Origin of the sequence: Streptomyces sp. NBC_00554 (assembly GCF_041431135.1) — a bacterium.
Classification (GTDB): Bacteria; Actinomycetota; Actinomycetes; order Streptomycetales; family Streptomycetaceae; genus Streptomyces.
On sequence record NZ_CP107799.1, the window covers coordinates 7,742,077 to 7,759,437 of the forward strand.

A 17,361-nucleotide genomic window follows, 5' to 3' on the forward strand; every position below is an offset into this window, starting at 1 on the left:
AAAAAAACCGCCCCTGCCCCGGTCAGGGAGCTGAGAGCGGTGTTGAAGCGGCGCCGTGCTACAAGTGAGCCGTTTCGGTCGCCTAATGCCCGACGCATCACCCGTATCGTCCGTATCGCCATTGCGCCCCCCGGTCGTGTACTACAGTCCATTGTCCTCGCCGGTGGCGCACGCAACCAGGCAACCGCACGGAACCAAGCCGCGTCTATCAGTGTCCTCATCCTGTACTAGTCGTTGATTCTGCGTTTCGGGCATCTACGACTCGCGGAGGCGCGGTGGGCCAGCAGCAGGCGGTATCCGGTGAGGAAGCCTTGCTCCAGCGGGAGCAGAAGCTGCACATCGGGCTGGTCCACTGGTCGTTCCCACCCGTCGTCGGTGGAGTGGAAACCCATCTCTGGGACTACTCCAAGGCGTTGGCGGGCCGGGGCCATCGGGTCACCGTGTTCACCGGATCGGTCGGCGCCCATCGGCCGTGTGACAGCGTGAGAGTGATCCGGCACAAGCTGCTTGATCTGTCGGTCGGACATGAGGACAACGAAGAGACTCTGAAGGAGCTGCGTGAGTGGTTCCGCAGTGGGCTCACCGCGTCCGGCGACCCCATCCGGCTGGTCCACGGCCACAACCTGCACCACTTCTCCAGCGTCCCCGCACGTGCGCTGAAGGCTCTTCAGAGCGAACTGAACCTCGTACTGCTGCACACGTACCACAGCATCTGGCGCACCGAAGCGGACGAGCGGATCGCGCGGGAGTGCGCCGTCTGGGACGTCCATCACGCGGTGTCGGACTTCCTCGTCAGTGAGTGCACCGAGGTGCTGCGACAGGACGTGCAACGCACCTATCTGGGGGTGGACTCGCTCCAGTACGAGGGCATTCCGGAGGTCGAGGACGAGCCAGGTTGGCATCCGGTCGTTCTGCTGCCGGCCCGGCTCATCCCCAACAAGGGCGCCGAAGTGGCGATCTTGATGCTGAAACTCCTCGTCGAGCGGGCGAAGGGATGCGAGGGTGAACTGGCCTTGCTGCGCCCCCGGTTGGTACTCACGGACCCGTTCGAGACGGTCGACTTCCATGGTGAGCGCGGTCAGTTCCGCGGCAAGCTATCCAAGATCGTAGAGGAGTGCGAGCTGACGGAAGGACCGGGGCAGGACGTCGAGTTCAGGCCGGCTGGCATCGAGGACATGCGGAAGCTGTACGAGGAGGCCACCGTCGTGGTGTACCCCTCGCGCTTCGACGAGCCCATGGGCCTCGCTCCCCTTGAGGCGATGTGCGCGGCCCGCCCCGTGGTGGCCACCTGTGTGGGAGGGCTGGGTGAAGGCGGCAGCACGCTGGTCGACCGCGACGAGGACGCGAAGAAGCAGGCGTCCCGCTTCGCCGACGAGTTGTGGCCCCTACTCACCGAGCCCTCGCTGGCCAGGAAGGCCGGATGCGTGGCCCGCGAACACGTCCGGGCCCGCTTCGACCTGGAGGAGGTCTATGTCAAACCGATGCTCGCCGAGTACCGGAGCCTCCTGGCGCCAGACCCCGACTCCTACGAGTGCGACACCCGCCAGCCCTCCGGCAGCCCCGAGACCTTTGCCGAGCCCTCCCTGTCCACTTCCACGGTCAGTCGCTGACCCGCAAGGACCAGGCCACGCACCACCATTGGCCACTGCGGTACCGGGCGTACGTGCAGCGTTCGGTTGGTGACGTCGGGCTTCAGGCCGAGCAGGGCGGACAGCACCGCCACCCCCGAGGCCGCCGACCAGCCCTGTGGGCGGCAGGCGGCCGGGTAGGCGAGAGGTGCGGGGGAGTCGTCGGTGCGGGCGTCGCCCGCGTACAGCTCGGGCATGCGGTACGAGAAGTAGGTGGCGGCGTCCAGGAGGCCGTCCACGAGTTGGCTCGCCTCCTCGTGGCGGCCGGTCGCGCACAGGCCCTGTATGGCGATCGCGGTGTCGTGGGTCCACACCGAACCCCCGTGGTAGCTCAGCGGGTTGAAACCGGGCACGGCGGCCGAGCGGCTGCGCAGTCCCCAGCCGGAGTTGAGCTTGTCGTCCGCCAGCCAGGCGGCGATATCGCCGGGGCCGTCGGGATCGAGGATGCCTGTTGACAGCAGTTGGCCCATGTTCGACGCCGGACCGCTCACCGGGGTGAGTCCCTGGCCCACGGCGATGGCCACGTAGCGTGACGCGGGGCCGTTCCGGGTGGGTATCCAGAAGGAGTCGGCGAAGCGTTTCCGAAGGGAATCCGCCCAGGCGAGCAGGCTTTGGGCGGCCTCGCGTTGGCCACGGCTGTTCAGCAGTGAGGCGAGGCCCACGGCCGCCTCGTACGCGTATCCCTGGACTTCGCAGAGAGCCAGTGGGGGTTCGATGTGCCTGCCCTCGGCGTCGCGTACCGCGTCGTCGCTGTCCTTCCATGACTGGTGGCGGAGGCCTCCGGCGCGTGGGTAGTAGCGCAGCAGGCCGTCCTCGTCGCGGCTGCTGGACTTCAGGACCCAGTCCATGGCGCGCTGCGCGTGGGGCAGCAGGGCGTTCACGTCCTCGTCGGACAGGCCCCAGTGCCAGGCCTCGACCAGCAGGGTCACGAACAGCGGGGTGGCGTCCACCGAACCGTAGTAGTACGCGGGCAGGAACAGGCCGTGGCCGTGCTGGGCCTCCGCCGGCCGCAGTTCGTGCAGGATCCGCCCCGGCGCTTCCTCGCGGTAGTGGTCGTGCACTCGCCCCTGTCGGCGGGCCAGTGCCCAGAGGGTGCCGCGGGCCAGGTCCGTGCCCAGCGGCAGCATCATCCGTGCCGACCAGATCGAGTCCCGGCCGAAGAGCGTGAGGTACCAGGGGCAGCCCGCGGCGATGAACTGGTCCTCGGGGCCGGTGTCGGCGGTGCGCTGAGGGTCGGCGAGGCGCAGCGCACGGAGATCGCCGAGCCCCCGTCTGACCAGCCCCATGAGCCGCCGGTCGCCGGCGACCACCGGGTCGTTCCAGGGAGCGGGGGCGGTGGGGGCCACGGGGTGTCCCGGAGGTGTCGGTACCGCGCGGCCGGTGACGGCGAGTTCGACCTGCCAGCTCTCTCCCGGTCGCAGTACCACCAGGGGCCAGGTCATGGTTCCCCCTTCCGGGCCCCCGGAGGTCTCGGGCCTCGGGCCGGAAACGACGGTGATCCGGGCGCGGCCGCTGGGGGAGCGCCAGGCGAGAGAGGCCCGGGCCGCCGCGCAGCGCAGTACCGGGCGGCTGTGCCCGCGCTTGACGTCGGCGATGTCCGCGAGGTCCGACGCGGCGGCCAGTTGTACGTGTAATCGGCGTTCGGCGGTGCCGATGTTGCGCAGAGATATGGTCTCGCCACTGCCTGCGGTACGGATGCGCTCGACGATCAGCGTCGGGTCGTCGGTCCGGTCCCGCGGGTAGCGGTGGACGGCGGTGAACCTGACCTGGTGCGGGCCCAGGGGCTGGACACCTATGGGTTCGGGTTCGCGCTCGTCCAGGAGCAGGCACAGGGTGTGCAGAAGACGGCGGTCGTGGTCGTAGAAGCCCTCTGCCCGGATGCCTCTCAGCTGCCCGTCACGGGACGAAGCGGCGAAGGCCGGGGCGGCGACACAGAAGACGACGTCGTGCAGCAGCGGTTGTAGAGCACGCTGACTCGAAGCTTCCACGGACTCGAACACGGAGCGTCTCTTCCCACTCCGTACGAACGTCACTCCCGCGAGACGGCAGGACGGCCGGACGCCGTTCTCCCCCCGGGGGGCGTCACTCCCACGCGGTTCCCTCAGGGGCGTCACTCCCAGCGGAAGAACTTCCCCGCCGCCCCCAGCCCCACGACCGCCCACACCGCCAGGATCCCCAGGTCCCCCCACGGCATCCCCGCCCCGTGATGGAGCACATCCCGCAACCCGTCCGAGAGGGCCGAGATCGGCAGCAGGCCGAGGGCGTCCTGGGCGCCGGAGGGGAACTTGTCGAGGGGGACGATCACGCCGCCGCCGACGAGGAGGAGCAGGAAGACCAGGTTCGCGGCGGCCAGAGTGGCCTCCGCCTTCAGGGTGCCGGCCATCAGCAGGCCGAGGCCCGAGAAGGCGGCGGTGCCGAGGACCAGGAGGAGCAGGACGGCGAGGGGGTTGCCGTGCGGGGACCAGCCGAGGGCGAGGGCGATCACCGTCAGCAGGATCACCTGGAGGATCTCCGTGACCAGGACCGACGCCGTCTTCGCGGTCATCAGGCCCCAGCGGGGGAGCGGCGAGGCGGCGAGCCGCTTCAGGACGCCGTAGCGGCGCTCGAAGCCCGTCGCGATCGCCTGGCCCGTGAACGCCGTCGACATCACGGCGAGCGCGAGGATGCCGGGGGCCAGGAAGTCGACCGCCTTGCCGGAACCCGTGTCGACGATGTCCACCGCGCTGAACAGGACCAGCAGGAGTGTGGGGATGACGACCGTGAGAAGGAGCTGCTCGCCGTTGCGGAGCAGCATCTTCGTCTCGAGGACGGCCTGTGTGGCGATCATCCGGGGGAGCGGGGCCGCCCCGGGCTTCGGGGTGTACGTACCGGCGGTGGCGGTGGTCACGAACGCAGCTCCTTGCCGGTCAGTTCCAAGAACACGTCTTCGAGTGTGTGGCGTTCGACGGAGATCTTCTCCGGCATCACCCCGTGCTGTGCGCACCAGGAGGTGACCGTCGCGAGCAGCTGCGGGTCGACCTTGCCGCCGACCCGGTACGAGCCCGGCGTCAGCTCCGCCGCCGTACTGTCCGCGGGGAGCGCCTTGAGCAGGGAGGCCACGTCGAGCCCTGGACGGCCGCTGAAGCGCAGGGTGTTCTCGGCGCCGCCGCGGCACAGTTCGTCGGGGGTGCCCTGGGCGATGACCTTGCCCGCGTCGATGATCGCGACGTCGTCCGCGAGCTGTTCCGCCTCGTCCATGAGGTGCGTGGTGAGGATGACCGAGACACCGTCGGTGCGCAGGTCGCGGACCAGGTCCCAGGTGGCCCGGCGGGCCTGCGGGTCGAGCCCCGCCGTCGGCTCGTCGAGGAAGACCAGCTCGGGGCGGCCGACCACGGCCATCGCCAGCGCGAGGCGCTGCTGCTGGCCGCCCGACAGCCGCCGGTACGTCGTACGGCCGCAGCTTTCGAGACCGAGCCGTTCGATGAGCGCGTCCACGTCGAGCGGGTGCGCGTGCAGTTTCGCCACGTGGCGCAGCATCTCGTCGGCGCGCGCGCCCGAGTAGACGCCGCCGGACTGGAGCATGACGCCGATCCGCGGGCGCAGCTGCCCGGTCTGCCGGACCGGGTCGAGGCCCAGGACGCGCACGGTGCCGGAGTCCGGCTTCCGGTACCCCTCGCAGGTCTCGACCGTGGTCGTCTTGCCTGCGCCATTGGGGCCGAGCACGGCGGTGATGCCCGCCTTGGCGACCAGGTCGAGGCCGTCCACCGCGGTCTTCCTGCCGTACCTCTTCACCAAGGCCTGGACCTGGACCACGGGCTCGCTTCGCATGAGGAGCAAGTCTAGGGACGCGTCCGGGGCTCCCGGGCGCGGGGTGCCGCATCCACGTACGGCTCCCGCGGCCGGTGCAGCGCGAGCCACCGCTCCGCGTACGCCACGGCGTCGGCCACCGGGAACAGCCGTGTGCCGGCCGCGCCCACCCGGCCCCGTACGACGGGACGGTCGCGTTCGAAGTCGGAGCCCAGCTCGTCGAAGCGCTCGGAGCTGATCGACACCTCCGTCACCTCCTCCCAGCCGCCCGCGGCCGGCCGGCCCACCTCGACCAGCGGCGACGGGATCCGGTATTCGGCCAGGTGGAAGGCGGTGCACGCGTCGTACCCCGCATCCAGCAGCAGCACCCGGGCACCCATCTCCTCAAGGCGGGCCAGCGGGCTGCGCTCCCCGAGGCGGCAGTCCGGCGCGTGGCCCTCGACGACCGCCGCCGCGCCCGGGCCGATCGCCGCGAACGAGGTCTGCGGGTGTGCGCTGCGCAGGGCGCCGGGCCAGTTGCGTACGGTCTCCGGGATCACGCCGACCCTGCGTGCGGGGGTGACGAGGGGGTCGTACGCGGGCATCGCCGCCCGGATGGCCGGCCACCATTCCTCGGGTACCGGCGGATTGCTCCACAGCGCCGGGTCGGAGAGGTCGCCGGACTGGGTGGGGACCACCAGGGTTCCGTCGGGGCCGAGGGTGTCGAGCAGTCCCTGGACGACGGCGACGGCTCCGCCGCAGACCCAGCCGAGGGAGCTGAGCGAGGAGTGCAGAAGGAGCGTTTCACCCGGCCGTACGCCTAACGACAGCAGCTGTGCCGAGACTGTGTCGCGGGTGACGAGTGGGCCGGTGGGAGGGGGTGTCGGCATGGTTCGGCAGTGTCCCCGAGTGTCTGTCCTGACGCCAGTGAATTGATCGATCAAAGATCGTTTCCGCAGGTCAGCTTAGGTATACCTAAGTGATGCACGGCACCGTCCACGCCTCGGGCGCGGCTTGTCAGGCTCTGAGGAATTACGCAACAATGGCGTTGTGAAAAACGTTGGCGAGGCTCCACAGGAGGAACTCGCGACCGGGGAGCGCTCTACGCGCAACCGGCTCGTGCGCTCCGTCCTGGACCACGGCCCGTCGACGGTGGCCGACCTCGCCGGACGGCTGGGACTGACCCATGCCGCCGTACGCCGGCATCTCGACGCACTCGTCGCCGACGACATCGTGGAAGCACGTGAGCAGCGGGTCTACGGAGCGCGCACGCGCGGCCGCCCCGCCAAGGTCTTCGCCCTGACCGACTGCGGCCGGGACGCCTTCGACCAGTCCTACGACAAGCTCGCCGCGGACGCCCTGCGCTGGATCGCAGAGCGCGAGGGCGGGGACGAGGCGGTCGTCGCCTTCGCCCGCGCCAGGATCGCCGCACAGGCGGGCGCGTACCGCGCGGCCATAGAGGCCGCCGCCCCCGAAAAGCGCACCGAAGCCCTGGCCAAGGCCCTGAGCGAGGACGGGTACGCTGCTACGGCGCGAAGCGCACCGGTCGGCGAGCAGCTCTGCCAGCACCACTGCCCGGTCGCCCATGTCGCCGAGCAGTTCCCGCAGCTGTGCGAGGCGGAGACCGAGATCTTCTCGCAGTTGCTCGGCACCCATGTGCAGCGGCTGGCCACCATCGCCCACGGCGACGGCGTATGCACGACGTTCATCCCCAAGATTTCCAAGACAGCACCTAACGCATCTGCAAGTACCGCCGGGAGGAACCCCGCATGACGCTCCCCATCGAGGAGACTGCCCACCCCGAGCTCGACGGGCTGGGCAACTACGAATACGGCTGGGCCGACTCCGACGTGGCCGGTTCCTCTGCCAAGCGAGGGATCAACGAGGACGTCGTCCGCGACATCTCCCAGAAGAAGTCCGAGCCGGAGTGGATGACCAAGCTCCGTCTCAAGGGCCTGCGCCTGTTCGAGAAGAAGCCCATGCCGAACTGGGGCTCGGACCTGTCGGGCATCGACTTCGACAACATCAAGTACTTCGTGCGCTCCACGGAGAAGCAGGCGGAGTCCTGGGAGGACCTGCCCGAGGACATCAAGAACACGTACGACAAGCTCGGCATCCCGGAGGCGGAGAAGCAGCGCCTCGTCGCCGGTGTCGCGGCCCAGTACGAGTCCGAGGTCGTCTACCACCAGATCAACGAAGAGCTCGAGGCGCAGGGTGTCATCTTCATGGACACCGACACCGCGCTGAAGGAGCACCCGGAGCTCTTCAAGGAGTACTTCGGGACCGTCATCCCGGTCGGTGACAACAAGTTCGCGTCGCTGAACAGCGCCGTGTGGTCCGGCGGCTCCTTCATCTACGTGCCGAAGGGCGTGCACGTCGAGATCCCGCTCCAGGCCTACTTCCGTATCAACACGGAGAACATGGGCCAGTTCGAGCGGACGCTGATCATCGTCGACGAGGGCGCCTACGTGCACTACGTCGAGGGTTGTACGGCGCCGATCTACTCCTCGGACTCCCTGCACTCCGCGGTGGTCGAGATCATCGTGAAGAAGGGCGGCCGCTGCCGCTACACGACCATCCAGAACTGGTCGAACAACGTCTACAACCTGGTCACCAAGCGCGCCGTGGCGTACGAGGGCGCGACCATGGAGTGGATCGACGGCAACATCGGCTCCAAGGTCACCATGAAGTACCCGGCCGTCTACCTGATGGGCGAGCACGCCAAGGGCGAGACCCTGTCCATCGCCTTCGCGGGCGAGGGCCAGCACCAGGACGCCGGCTCCAAGATGGTCCACATGGCGCCGAACACCTCCTCCAACATCGTGTCGAAGTCCGTGGCGCGTGGTGGCGGCCGTACGTCCTACCGCGGTCTCGTCGAGATCGGCGAGGGCGCCCACGGCTCCAAGTCGAACGTGCTGTGCGACGCGCTGCTCGTCGACACCATCTCCCGCTCCGACACGTACCCGTACGTCGACGTCCGTGAGGACGACGTGTCCATGGGCCACGAGGCGACCGTCTCCAAGGTCAGCGACGACCAGCTCTTCTACCTGATGAGCCGGGGCATGACCGAGTTCGAGGCGATGGCGATGATCGTGCGCGGCTTCGTCGAGCCGATCGCCAAGGAGCTGCCCATGGAGTACGCACTTGAGCTCAACCGGCTGATCGAGCTCCAGATGGAGGGCGCTGTCGGCTAAACGCCGATCGCCGTCCCCGTCAAGCCACTCACGCAAGAAAGCGAGCAGACCGACAGCCATGGCTGAGGCTCAGAACATTCCGGTGGGGTCCACCACCGCCGGCCAGATCGCGGTGGCCGCCGAGTCGACCGTCGCCACGCGCATGAGCGCGCCCCCGTCCTTCGACGTGGCGGACTTCCCCGTCCCCCACGGCCGTGAGGAGGAGTGGCGGTTCACGCCGCTGGAGCGGCTGCGCGGGCTGCACGACGGCACCGCGGTCGCCACCGGCGACGGCCTGAAGGTCGGCATCGAGGCGCCCGAGGGCGTCCTGGTCGAGACCGTCGACCGTGACGACGTCCGGCTCGGCAAGGCCGGCACCCCCGTGGACCGGATCGCCGCCCAGGCGTACTCGGCGTTCGAGAAGGCCGGTGTCGTCACCGTCCCCAAGGAGACGGTGCTCACCGAGCCGATCCGCATCGCCGTGCACGGCGAGGGCGGGGTCGCCTACGGCCACCAGGTCATCGAGCTGGGAGCCTTCGCCGAGGCCGTCGTCGTCATCGACCACACCGGTGACGCCGTCCTCGCCGCCAACGTCGACTACATCCTGGGCGACGGCGCCAAGCTCACCGTCGTCTCCGTCCAGGACTGGGACGACAAGGCTGTGCACGTGGCCCAGCACAACGCGCTGATCGGCCGGGACGCCACGTTCAAGTCGTTCGTGGTCACCTTCGGCGGCGACCTCGTACGACTGCACCCGCGCGTCGCGTACGCCGGCCCCGGCGGCGAGGCCGAGCTCTTCGGCCTGTACTTCACGGACGCCGGCCAGCACCAGGAGCACCGCCTCCTGGTCGACCACAACGCCCCGCACTGCAAGTCGAACGTCGCCTACAAGGGCGCGCTCCAGGGCGAGGGCGCCCACGCGGTGTGGATCGGTGACGTCCTCATCGAGGCCACGGCCGAGGGCACGGACACGTACGAGATGAACCGGAACCTGGTTCTGACCGACGGCGCCCGGGTCGACTCCGTGCCGAACCTGGAGATCGAGACCGGCGAGATCGTCGGCGCGGGTCACGCGTCCGCGACCGGCCGCTTCGACGACGAGCAGCTCTTCTACCTGATGGCCCGTGGCATCCCGGCCGACGAGGCCCGCCGACTGGTCGTCCGCGGCTTCTTCGCCGAGCTGGTCCAGCAGATCCGAGTCGACGACATCCAGGAGCGCCTTCTCGCCAGGATCGACGAGGAGCTGGAGGCGTCGGTCTGATGAGTACGTTCGTACGCGCCTGTGGACTGAGCGAGCTGGAGGAGGACACCCCGAAACGGGTGGAACTCGACGGCACGCCGGTCTCGGTCGTGCAGACCGAGGGGGAGGTGTTCGCGATCAACGACATCTGCTCGCACGCGAACGTCTCGCTCTCCGAGGGCGAGGTGGAGGACTGTCAGATCGAGTGCTGGCTGCACGGCTCCAGCTTCGACCTCCGCACCGGCAAGCCGTCCGGCCTTCCCGCGACGCGCCCCGTCCCCGTATACCCCGTAAAGATCGAAGGGGACGACGTGCTCGTCTCCCTCACCCAGGAGTCCTGAGGAACCCATGGCAACGCTTGAAATCCACGACCTGCACGTCACCGTCGAGGCCGACAACGCCACGAAGGAGATCCTCAAGGGCGTCGACCTGACCGTGAAGCAGGGCGAGACCCACGCCATCATGGGCCCGAACGGCTCCGGCAAGTCGACCCTCGCCTACTCGCTCGCGGGTCACCCCAAGTACACGATCACCGGCGGCACCGTCACCCTCGACGGCGAGGACGTCCTGGAGATGTCCGTCGACGAGCGCGCCCGCGCGGGCCTGTTCCTGGCGATGCAGTACCCGGTCGAGATCCCCGGCGTCTCCGTCTCCAACTTCCTGCGTACGTCCGCCACGGCCGTCCGCGGCGAGGCCCCCAAGCTGCGTACCTGGGTGAAGGAGGTCCGGGAGGCCATGGAGCGCCTCAACATGGACCCGGCCTTCGCCGAGCGCAACGTGAACGAGGGCTTCTCCGGCGGTGAGAAGAAGCGCCACGAGATCCTTCAGCTCGAACTGCTCAAGCCGAAGATCGCGATCCTCGACGAGACCGACTCCGGCCTGGACGTCGACGCCCTGCGCGTCGTCTCCGAGGGCGTCAACCGCGTCCGTGAGAGCGGCGAGGTGGGCACCCTGCTCATCACCCACTACACGCGCATCCTGCGCTACATCAAGCCCGACTTCGTCCACGTCTTCTCCGCGGGCCGGATCGTCGAGTCCGGTGGCGCCGAACTCGCCGACAAGCTGGAGAACGAGGGCTACGAGGCTTACACGAAGGGTGGCGTATCCGCGTGACGCAGCTGCCGGGCCTCCTCGACACCGAGGCGATCCGCAAGGACTTCCCCATCCTGGACCGCCAGGTCCACGACGGTAAGAAGCTCGTGTACCTGGACAACGCGGCGACTTCGCAGAAGCCGCGCCAGGTGCTGGACGCCCTGAACGAGTACTACGAGCGGTACAACGCCAACGTCCACCGCGGTGTGCATGTGCTCGCGGAGGAGGCCACGGCGCTGTACGAGGGTGCGCGCGACAAGGTCGCCGCGTTCATCAACGCGCCGAGCCGCGACGAGGTGATCTTCACCAAGAACGCCTCCGAGTCGCTCAACCTTGTGGCCAACATGCTCGGCTGGGCCGATGAGCCCTACCGGGTCGACCACGAGACCGAGATCGTCATCACGGAGATGGAGCACCACTCCAACATCGTGCCGTGGCAGCTGCTCTCGCAGCGCACGGGCGCGAAGCTGAAGTGGTTCGGCCTCACCGACGACGGCCGTCTCGACCTCTCGAACATCAACGAGATCATCACCGAGAAGACGAAGATCGTCTCCTTCGTGCTCGTGTCGAACATCCTGGGCACCGTGAACCCGGTCGAGGCGATAGTGCGCCGGGCGCAGGAGGTCGGGGCCCTGGTCCTGATCGACGCCTCGCAGGCCGCACCGCACATGCCGCTGGACGTGCAGGCCCTCCAGGCCGACTTCGTGGCCTTCACCGGCCACAAGATGTGCGGCCCGACGGGCATCGGCGTTCTCTGGGGCCGTCAGGAGCTTCTCGAGGACCTGCCGCCGTTCCTGGGCGGCGGCGAGATGATCGAGACCGTGTCGATGCACTCGTCGACGTACGCTCCCGCCCCGCACAAGTTCGAGGCGGGCACGCCCCCGATCGCCCAGGCGGTCGGTCTCGGGGCGGCGATCGACTACCTGTCCGCGATCGGCATGGACAAGATCCTCGCCCATGAGCACGCGCTCACCGAGTACGCGGTGAAGCGGCTCCTGGAGGTCCCCGACCTGCGGATCATCGGCCCGACGACGGCCGAGGACCGCGGCGCCGCGATCTCGTTCACGCTCGGTGACATCCACCCGCACGACGTGGGCCAGGTCCTCGACGAGCAGGGCATCGCCGTCCGGGTCGGACACCACTGCGCACGCCCTGTCTGCCTGCGGTACGGAATTCCTGCGACCACACGAGCGTCGTTCTATCTGTACTCCACGCCGACCGAGGTCGACGCACTGGTCGACGGGCTGGAGCACGTACGGAACTTCTTCGGCTGAGGAGCTGGCTGAGTCGTGAAGCTTGATTCGATGTACCAGGAAGTCATCCTGGACCACTACAAGCACCCGCACGGGCGCGGTCTCCGGGATGGCGACGCCGAGGTGCACCACGTCAATCCCACGTGCGGCGACGAGATCACGTTGCGTGTGAAGTACGACGGCGACCGGATCGCGGACATCTCGTACGAGGGACAGGGCTGCTCCATCAGCCAGGCCTCGGCCTCCGTGCTGAACGAGCTGCTGGTCGGCAAGGACCTGGCCGACGCGCAGAAGACCCAGGAGACCTTCCTGGAGCTGATGCAGTCCAAGGGCCGGATCGAGCCGGACGAGGCGATGGAGGAGGTGCTGGAGGACGCGGTCGCGTTCGCCGGTGTCTCCAAGTACCCGGCCCGGGTGAAGTGCGCGCTGCTCAGCTGGATGGCGTGGAAGGATGCGACGGCCCAGGCACTGGGATCGGACGCCGCCGAAAGGAAGACGGCATGAGCGAGACCATCGAGATGAAGCCGGCCTCTGAGGAAGAGGTCCGTGAGGCGCTGTACGACGTCGTCGACCCCGAGCTGGGTATCGACGTCGTCAACCTCGGCCTCATCTACGGCATCCACATCGACGACGCGAACATCGCGACGATCGACATGACCCTGACGTCAGCGGCCTGCCCGCTCACCGATGTCATCGAGGACCAGGCCAAGTCCGCCACGGACGGCATCGTCAACGAGCTGCGCATCAACTGGGTCTGGATGCCGCCGTGGGGTCCGGACAAGATCACGGACGACGGGCGCGAGCAGCTTCGGGCGCTTGGGTTCAACGTCTGAGTTCCGCGTGTACGACGTCTGAGTAGCGCGTGTACGTGTGTGGCCCCCGGCGGTGTGCCGGGGGCCACAGCTGTTTCCGGGGCTCAGCTCCGGTCTTCCGGGCTCAGCTCCAGTTCCCCAAGCCCTTCACCAGCCGGAACGTCCAGTCCTCGCGGTCGTCACGGTCGTGCCGGTGGTTGTCGCGTCCGTCCAGAGCGTCCAGGCGCAGCTGGAAGTCGTCGTGGTGCAGGTAGCGGCCCGGGTAGTTGAACGACTCCAGCATGATCGCGCCGGAGGACGACGTCGGCCGGGGACAGAAGGTCGCATCCTTCTTGAAGAGGTCGGAGCCGTTGTTGTGCTCGGCGCGCAGGACGAATTCGCGGTGGCGGAGGTAGTTGCCGGCGACGGTGACGAAGGAGTAGCAGGAGGGGTCCGCGAGTCCCTTGACCCGCTTGAAGCTCGAGTTCTGCTTGGCCGCGGCCGAACTCTGGGAACTCACCTGGTCGAGCTGCACGACGCTGTTGCTCACGCGCCAGTACCGGTCGGGGTAGTTGACCGACTGGACCGACGTCAGCGCGGAGGCGGTCGCGGAAGCGGAGGGCTTGCTCGACGCGGTGGGCTTCGGCGCCGGGGTGACGGGCTTGTTCTCGGACCCCTGTCCCGAGGGCTTCGGCGAGGCGGCGGGCGCAGGGGAGGACAAGCCGGTCTTGCCGCTCGGTGCCACGGCGGCCTCGGTGGCCGGGGCGGAGACACCGGGTATGAACGGGACGTCCGTGTCGGAGGCGGGCCGGTTCGCCCGTTCCTGTGCTGGTGTGTCAGTACCGTTGTCCAGTACGGCGATCGCGGTGGCGGTGGCGATGAGAACCGCTATGGCGAGCCCGCCGGCCAGCCACAGTCGCCGGGTGCCCGGCAGCCGTGCCTCCTCCGGGGCCTCATCGGGCTCCCAGGGCATCGGGATCCTTGCGAAGGGCGGCATCTCCGCCGGGTAGGGGGCGCCTTGCGGGGTGGGACTCCAAGCGGCGATCTCCGTTGAGGGGATGGGTCTCTCCTCGGAGCCGGCGGGCTGGTCGGGCCCGGGCTCCGGGTTCTTTTCTGGCATGCGCGTTCCTCCAGCGTCGCCCATGGCGAACGCGGATTCGTCTTCTGGTCTGAGCCAGGAGCTTCTGGTCTTGGCACAAGAGAGGGGCGCAGGCACGTGAACGGCGGTAACCGTGGGGAACACGTGCGCGACTGGTGAAACAGTAGTGGACCGGATGGGCTCCGAGCAGCCGTTTCCCCCAGTGATCCAGCGGAATTCCCGGCCCGGCCGCGCGCGGAGACGGCGTGCGGCGCCGGCCCCCGGCGCCCCGGAGTTCACACGGCATTCTCAGCGCCGTCCCAGGCCGGGCTCATAGCGGCGCGACAGCGTGGAGTCGTGCCTGCTTCTGTACGACCCGTCTTCGTCCTCGGCTGTCCTCGCTCGGGGACCACACTTCTGCAGCTCATGCTGCACGCGCACCCGCGGATCGCGCTGCCGCCCGAGACGCGTTTCGTGCTGCCCGCGTACGAAGGGCGACTGGGTTTCGGGGATCTGCGGCAGCGGGGCAACCGGGCCGGGCTCGCACAGTGGATCACCGGGCGCAAGGAGACACGGTTCCACGAGCTGGGGGTGGACGCCGGACGCGTGGCCGAGCGGATCACCGAGGGGCCGCCGACGCTCGGGTCGGCGCTGGGCATCGCGCTCAGGGCGTACGCCGAGGAACACGGCAAGGTGCGCTGGGGCGACAAGCGGCCCGCGTAAGCCCTCCATGTGCCGGAGATACTGCGGCTGTTTCCCGACGCGCAGTTCATCCACCTCGTCCGGGACGGACGGGACTGTGTCGCCTCGCTGCTCGGCATGCCCTGGTGGCACCGAGGCTTCCACGAGGCTGTGGCCACCTGGGCCCAGGTCATGGACACCACGCGGACGTACGCACGGAAACTGGGCCCCGGCAGCTGGCACGAGCTGCGCTTCGAGGACCTCGTGGCCGACCCCGAGGGCCAACTCCGCGGAGTGTGCGAGTACTTGGGGGAGGAGTACGCCCCCGAGATGCGTGAGCCGTACCGGGTCGCCGAGGTGGCGGTGCCCGCCCGCAAGACCTGGCACCGCCGTACGCACGGCGCCCTGGACAGCTCGCGGGCGGGAAGCTGGACCACCCGGCTGACACCGGCTCAGATCCGGTTGTGCGACGACGTGTTGGGCGACCGGCTCACCTCGTACGGCTACGAGCTCGCCGGAGCCGTCCGCCCCGACCCGGCCGAACTGCTGCGCTACCGGCGGGTGGAGATGCTGCGACGGGCCGCCCACGCCAAGCGGCGGATGTCCGACCGCCTGGCGCGGGTGCGTGAACCGGGGCCGGTGGCCTGTCGGTTGACGGCCACCGGCTCGGAGTTCAGGGCCTGATCGCTAGGGAGTGATCCGGGCGACCTGCGGGTCGTGGTCGCTGGTCTGGTCCGGGAACTCGCTGTTGATGTGGACGATGTCGTAGTCGTACGACGTGATGGCGGAGCTGACCAGGGTGTGGTCGAGGACCTGGGAGTTGCCGTCGTAGACGTAGGTGTACTGCTGCGACGCCGGCAGGGTGTCCACCAGGTCGGTCAGTACACCGCCCTCGAGGGTCGAGACGGTGGTGGAGAACTGGTAGTCGTTCAGGTCGCCGAGCACGATCACGTTCGCCGTGGACTGGGCGGCGAGGATCGAGTCGGTGAAGGAGTTGACCTGCGCTGCCTGGCTGTTGCGCTGAGTCTCCGAGGCGCGGGCCGGATCCTGGTACTGGCTGTGCAGCGAGTAGTCCTCGCCCTTCGACACGAAGTGGTTGGCGATCAGGAAGAACTTCTCGCCGCCGAAGGTGAATTCGGCGGCCAGCGGCTTGCGGCTGGCCGACCAGGCCGAGTTGGAGGGCGCGATCCGGCCCGGGTTGTAGGTCAGCTGGGCCAGACCGCCGCTGGTGGTCACCGAGTTCGCGGTGGTGGCCGTCGCCGTGCCGCGGGCGGTGAAGCCCACGCGTGCGGGGTTGTAGAGGAAGACCTGCCGGATGTTGCCGCCGGTCTCACCGCCGTCGGCGTCGTTCGTCGGGTTGATCTGCGTGTACGAGTACGTGGGGCCGCCGGCCGCCGTGATCGCGGAGATCAGCGTGGACAGGGTGGTGGTGGCCGAGACCGTACCGTCGTCGGTCGCGCCGTTGTTGTCCTGGACCTCCTCCAGGGCCACGATGTCGGGCGACTTGAGGTTGCCCACGATGCCCGAGGCGAGCGCCGTGAACTTCGAGGCGGCGTCGGTCGGGTCGAGGTTCTCCACGTTGTACGTCGCCACGGAGAGCTGGCTCGTCGACTGCGTGGCCGTCGTCTCCTTGGCGAGACCGCCCGAGGTCACCGTGCCGAGTGTGGTGGCCTGGAGGGTGTAACCGCCGTACGCGATGTAGTCGAGCGGCCCGGTCGCCCCGGAGAGCGTGTCGCCCACCGTCGCCGTCGGGAAGGTCGACGACAGCAGCGTGCCGATCTGGACGCGCCCCGAGTTCTGGCTGCTGTACGAGGAGTAGAGCGAGCCGCCGCGCGCCGAAGTCACCTGCGTGGGCTTCACGTTGACCCACAGCTCGGCGTACTCGTTGCTCGCGCCGACGACCGGCGCGCTGCCCACCGCGACGCGCATGCCCTCCAGGGACTCGTAGTAGTCCAGGGCGTACGTCGTCGGGGCGAGCGTGAAGGAGTTGATGGAGCCGCCGCTGTTGGTGCGCGTGTAGGTGGCGGGAACCGTCGCGTTGCTGATGGTCGTGGCCGAAGGCAGCGTGTTCCCGGTGGAGTTGGTGGTCCAGGTGGCGCCGGAGATCTCGGTGAGCGACTGGCTGCCGTTGGCCGAGCCGGGGTAGTACTCGGCGACCGTGCCGGTGACCGTGACGCTGTTGCCCACCGTGGTGCTCGGCGTCGTCGAACCCCGGTAGACGAAGACCGCGTCGCTGGTCGCCGCGTTTCCGTCACCGCTCGCGCTCTGGATCCAGAAGCCGCGCGAGGAGCCGGTGGAGCGGATCGCGGTGACGATGCCGGTGGTGGTGACCGAGGTGCCGTTGTACGGGGAGATCCGGGTCGAGCCCTGGAGGGCGGAGATCGTGACGGTGGCCGCGTGCGCCGGGTGGGGGAGGGCGACGAGCGCCCCCGACGCGATGAGAGCGGCTGCCATGGCGCGAGCGCCGAGCCCGAGTGTTCTGTCCATGTGCGTCCCTTCAACGAGCGGAAGAGCGGGGCGAGTTGGTGCATGGACGTGCGTGACTGCTTGCTTGACCGGTCGCGCAGATTTCTAAGGGCTGCGTGTTACCAACCGATGTACGGACGGTGTTCTACCCGTGTCGTCTACGCGCGTCAATCGTGGTGAGTGGAAATCCGTCC

Annotated in this window: 15 protein-coding genes and 1 pseudogene; 10 read left to right on the plus strand and 6 right to left on the minus strand. The window is 68.7% G+C overall.

What is annotated here, in order from left to right; all coding sequences use genetic code 11:
* The first annotated feature begins 275 nt into the window (after nt 1-275).
* On the plus strand, nt 276-1,610 hold the full coding sequence (locus OG266_RS34100; RefSeq protein WP_371550408.1) for a glycosyltransferase family 4 protein: 1,335 nt from the start codon (nt 276-278) through the stop codon (nt 1,608-1,610).
* Here the strand turns inward: OG266_RS34100 and OG266_RS34105 are convergent.
* The 4 genes from OG266_RS34105 to OG266_RS34120 all read right to left on the minus strand — a co-directional run bounded on the left by OG266_RS34105 (nt 1,526) and on the right by OG266_RS34120 (nt 6,283).
* The gene (locus OG266_RS34105; protein WP_371550409.1) at nt 1,526-3,628 is read right to left on the minus strand and encodes a glycogen debranching N-terminal domain-containing protein; all 2,103 of its coding nucleotides are present in this window, start codon (nt 3,626-3,628) and stop codon (nt 1,526-1,528) included. The two genes, OG266_RS34100 and OG266_RS34105, sit on opposite strands and share 85 nt — an antisense overlap.
* A 110-nt stretch (nt 3,629-3,738) precedes the next feature.
* Nucleotides 3,739-4,455 carry an ABC transporter permease gene (locus OG266_RS34110; protein ID WP_371553054.1) on the minus strand — a complete coding sequence of 239 codons (717 nt, stop codon included), beginning with the start codon at nt 4,453-4,455 and terminating at the stop codon, nt 3,739-3,741.
* 56 nt (nt 4,456-4,511) lie between these two features.
* Nucleotides 4,512-5,435 (minus strand): ABC transporter ATP-binding protein, encoded by a 924-nt coding sequence (locus tag OG266_RS34115; RefSeq protein ID WP_371550411.1) that lies wholly within the window; start codon nt 5,433-5,435, stop codon nt 4,512-4,514.
* 11 nt (nt 5,436-5,446) lie between these two features.
* Nucleotides 5,447-6,283 (minus strand): aminoglycoside N(3)-acetyltransferase, encoded by an 837-nt coding sequence (locus tag OG266_RS34120; protein ID WP_371550413.1) that lies wholly within the window; start codon nt 6,281-6,283, stop codon nt 5,447-5,449.
* A 160-nt stretch (nt 6,284-6,443) separates the two neighbouring features.
* Between OG266_RS34120 and OG266_RS34125 the strand changes: the two genes are divergently transcribed.
* From OG266_RS34125 to OG266_RS34160, 8 genes are read left to right on the plus strand one after another with little or no spacing between them, the layout of a single operon-like run.
* Nucleotides 6,444-7,166 carry a metalloregulator ArsR/SmtB family transcription factor gene (locus OG266_RS34125; protein ID WP_326723907.1) on the plus strand — a complete coding sequence of 241 codons (723 nt, stop codon included), beginning with the start codon at nt 6,444-6,446 and terminating at the stop codon, nt 7,164-7,166.
* Nucleotides 7,163-8,587: a Fe-S cluster assembly protein SufB gene (sufB, locus tag OG266_RS34130; protein WP_266465900.1), complete on the plus strand. Its 1,425-nt coding sequence runs from the start codon at nt 7,163-7,165 to the stop codon at nt 8,585-8,587. The genes OG266_RS34125 and sufB overlap by 4 nt, the downstream gene beginning before the upstream one ends.
* Before the next feature lie 58 nt (nt 8,588-8,645).
* Nucleotides 8,646-9,827 (plus strand): Fe-S cluster assembly protein SufD, encoded by a 1,182-nt coding sequence (gene sufD, locus OG266_RS34135; protein WP_371550415.1) that lies wholly within the window; start codon nt 8,646-8,648, stop codon nt 9,825-9,827.
* Entirely contained in the window at nt 9,827-10,147 is a 321-nt protein-coding gene (locus OG266_RS34140) for a bifunctional 3-phenylpropionate/cinnamic acid dioxygenase ferredoxin subunit (RefSeq protein WP_371550416.1), read from the plus strand. The genes sufD and OG266_RS34140 overlap by 1 nt, the downstream gene beginning before the upstream one ends.
* Nucleotides 10,148-10,154: 7 nt before the next feature.
* On the plus strand, nt 10,155-10,919 hold the full coding sequence (gene sufC / locus OG266_RS34145; protein ID WP_266465913.1) for a Fe-S cluster assembly ATPase SufC: 765 nt from the start codon (nt 10,155-10,157) through the stop codon (nt 10,917-10,919).
* Nucleotides 10,916-12,172, plus strand: coding sequence for a cysteine desulfurase (locus tag OG266_RS34150; RefSeq protein WP_266465916.1), 1,257 nt, complete (start codon nt 10,916-10,918; stop codon nt 12,170-12,172). The genes sufC and OG266_RS34150 overlap by 4 nt, the downstream gene beginning before the upstream one ends.
* A gap of 15 nt (nt 12,173-12,187) precedes the next feature.
* The gene (gene sufU, locus OG266_RS34155) at nt 12,188-12,655 is read left to right on the plus strand and encodes a Fe-S cluster assembly sulfur transfer protein SufU (protein ID WP_371550418.1); all 468 of its coding nucleotides are present in this window, start codon (nt 12,188-12,190) and stop codon (nt 12,653-12,655) included.
* Entirely contained in the window at nt 12,652-12,984 is a 333-nt protein-coding gene (locus tag OG266_RS34160; RefSeq protein WP_030039960.1) for a metal-sulfur cluster assembly factor, read from the plus strand. Before sufU ends, OG266_RS34160 begins: the two co-directional genes overlap by 4 nt.
* A 103-nt stretch (nt 12,985-13,087) precedes the next feature.
* Here OG266_RS34160 and OG266_RS34165 read toward each other — a convergent pair whose 3' ends face one another.
* Nucleotides 13,088-14,062, minus strand: a complete 975-nt coding sequence (locus tag OG266_RS34165) for an AbfB domain-containing protein (RefSeq protein ID WP_371550420.1) — start codon at nt 14,060-14,062, stop codon at nt 13,088-13,090.
* A gap of 315 nt (nt 14,063-14,377) precedes the next feature.
* Here OG266_RS34165 and OG266_RS34170 point away from each other — a divergent pair.
* Nucleotides 14,378-15,385: pseudogene (locus OG266_RS34170) on the plus strand (sulfotransferase).
* Nucleotides 15,386-15,388: 3 nt separating this feature from the next.
* Here OG266_RS34170 and OG266_RS34175 read toward each other — a convergent pair.
* Nucleotides 15,389-17,188 carry an endonuclease/exonuclease/phosphatase family protein gene (locus OG266_RS34175; RefSeq protein ID WP_371550422.1) on the minus strand — a complete coding sequence of 600 codons (1,800 nt, stop codon included), beginning with the start codon at nt 17,186-17,188 and terminating at the stop codon, nt 15,389-15,391.
* Nucleotides 17,189-17,361: the final 173 nt, after the last annotated feature.